This is a genomic window from Nonomuraea sp. NPDC051191 (genome assembly GCF_044455665.1).
Classification (GTDB): Bacteria; Actinomycetota; Actinomycetes; order Streptosporangiales; family Streptosporangiaceae; genus Nonomuraea.
On record NZ_JBITEZ010000051.1, the window covers coordinates 1 to 1,927 of the forward strand.

Sequence of the window (1,927 nt, forward strand, 5' to 3'; positions counted from 1 at the left end):
TGGGGCCAGGGTTGGGGTTGGTGGAGGAGGCGTAGTTGGCCTTGTTGCCAGTCGACGTGGGTGGTGGGTGTGTCGGCGTGCAGGGTTTGGGGGAGTAGTTGGTGTTGGGCGGCCATGAGCATTTTGATCACACCCGCCACACCCGCAGCGCATTGAGTGTGGCCAAGATTGGACTTCACACTGCCCAGCCACAAGGGATCCTCGTCAGGACGGCTCCCGTACACCTCCAAGAGGGCTTGTGCTTCGATGGGGTCGCCGAGTGTGGTGCCGGTGCCGTGGGCTTCGACCGCGTCGATGTCGCGGGCGGTCAGTCCGGCGTTGGCCAGGGCTTGGCGGATCACCCGTTCCTGGGAGGGGCCGTTCGGTGCCGACAGTCCGTTGCTCGCGCCGTCCTGGTTGACCGCTGATCCGCGGATCACGCCCAGTATCTGGTGGCCGTTGGCCTGGGCGTCGGCCAGTCGTTCCAGCAGCAGGACGCCGGCGCCTTCGGAGAACACGGTGCCGTCGGCGTCGTCGGAGAACGGCTTGCACCGGCCGTCTAGTGCCAGTCCTCGCTGGCGGCTGAAGTCGACCAGGAGGTCGGGGGTGGCCATGACGGTCACGCCGCCTGCCAGCGCCAGGGTGCTCTCACCCCGCCGCAGCGACTCACAAGCCAGATGGATGGCCACCAGAGAAGACGAACAAGCGGTGTCGACCGTCAGCGCCGGCCCTTCCAGCCCGAGTGCATACGCCACCCGCCCAGACATGACCGAACCCGAAGTGCCTGTGGCCAGATAGCCTTCGATCGCGTCCGACGGCGCATCCGTGCCGTATCCCGTGTGTGTTCCGCCGATGAACACCCCGGTCAGGCTACCTCTCAACGTGTCGGGATCGATTCCGGCCCGTTCCAGGACCTCCCAGGAGGTCTCCAGCAGCACCCGCTGCTGCGGGTCGATCGCGACCGCCTCGCGTGGGGAGATCCCGAAGAAGCCGGCGTCGAACCCGGCCGCGTCCCGCAGGAACCCGCCCTGCCGCAGATATGTGGTGCCCGGTGTGTCCGGGTCCGGGTCAAACAGCCGTTCCAGGTCCCAGCCCCGGTCCTCGGGCAGGCCGGTGATGCCCGACCCGCCCCGCACGAGTAGTTGCCACATCTCCTCCGGTGAGGTGATCTCTCCGGGATATCGGCAGGCCATCGCCACCACCGCGATCGGCTCGCCCACTCCTGCCGCGGCCGCTGTGGTCGTGCTGGCTGCGGGTTTGGCGGCCGATGCCGCTTTGGCTTCGTGGGTTTGTGCTGGGCCGGTGCCTACTCGCTGGAACAGGTAGTCGGCCACGGCGGTGGGGGTGGGGTGGTCGAACACCAGCGTGGCCGGTAGTTTCACCCCTGCCGCCCGTCCCAGCCGGTTGCGGAGCTCGACCGAGGTGAGCGAGTCGAACCCGAGTTCCTTGAACGGCCGCCCGGCCGCGATCTCCTCCTCCGACCCGTGTCCGAGCACGGCCGCGGCGTGCGAGCGCACGAGCGAGACCAGCACGTGTTCCTGTTCGGCCACCGGCAACCCCGCCAACCGCCGCTGGAAGCTCGATTCAACACTCGCCTCCGGCTCCACCACAGCAGCACGGCGCTTGGGGGCAGGAGCCAGAGCTCGCAGAATCGCGGGAACACCGTCGTGGCGAGCGGCAAGCGCGCGGCCGTTGACGGGCAGCGGGATCAGATGGGGTTGGGGGTGGGCGAGCGCGGCGTCAAGGAGCCTGTTGCCGTAGGAAGTGGTGATGGTGTCGAAACCGGCTCGTCGAATGCGGTCGATGTCGAGGGAAGTGAGGTGAGCGCTCATCCCGCTGGGTTGTTGCCATAGGCCCCAGGCCAGGGATTGGGCGGGTAGGCCCAGGTGGGTGCGGTGGATGGCCAGGGCGTCGAGGAAGGCGTTGGCGGCTGAGTAGTTGCCTTGGC

At 68.0% G+C, this 1,927-nt stretch carries 1 protein-coding gene; it reads right to left on the reverse strand.

Annotated elements, in window-relative coordinates; all coding sequences use genetic code 11:
* Positions 1–1,927: beta-ketoacyl synthase N-terminal-like domain-containing protein (locus tag ACIA8R_RS52940; protein WP_397045844.1), on the reverse strand; the 1,927-nt coding region annotated here is incomplete at both ends.